This is a genomic window from Syntrophomonas wolfei subsp. methylbutyratica, assembly GCF_001570625.1.
Taxonomy (GTDB): domain Bacteria; phylum Bacillota; class Syntrophomonadia; order Syntrophomonadales; family Syntrophomonadaceae; genus Syntrophomonas; species Syntrophomonas methylbutyratica.
The window spans coordinates 1-493 of record NZ_BBQT01000071.1 but is presented as its reverse complement, the minus strand read 5'-3'; the positions used below and the strand labels follow the sequence as shown (position 1 = coordinate 493).

The following is a 493-nucleotide window of genomic DNA, read 5'->3' as shown; positions in this document are numbered from 1 at the left end:
GTCTCATTAAAACTTGATATCACCTTCAGATTCCATGTTTCTTATGTCGAAAAAAATGTACACCATTATTCACCACATGATCTTTAAATTTGTCGCCCTGTAAGCCTCGTTCGTAACCCGACTGGGACCACAAGCTGCCCACACGGTGCTGGCGTGGCCGCTGATGAACGCCCGCTCGTCCAATCCGGAGCACGCGACGCAGAAAACAAGCGGTGGCGACACCAATATTTGAAAAAAGGTACATATCAAGCTCATCAAGCAAGTTATCAAATAAAAGAATAATATCTTGATCGTCAATTGAGATTTCGGCATGTGTTAATCTATTTCGATACTTTTCTAGTAAATCTATCTTCTCCTTAAAATCATCTGAAAATGTATGATTGCAAATAGTGTTAAGCCTTTCAAAAGCTTCAGAAAAAGTCACTGTGTGAACTTTGTCGATGTTTGATGATTCAAAAATGCTGGATAAATTCTTTTGATGTTTTTCCTTATA

1 protein-coding gene is annotated in these 493 nt (G+C 38.7%); it reads right to left on the bottom strand.

The window, feature by feature from the left end; genetic code table 11:
• Positions 1–25: 25 nt before the first annotated feature.
• Positions 26–493, bottom strand: a 468-nt coding sequence (locus AWB54_RS16030) for a hypothetical protein (RefSeq protein ID WP_160328973.1), incomplete at its 5' end; no start/stop codon positions are given.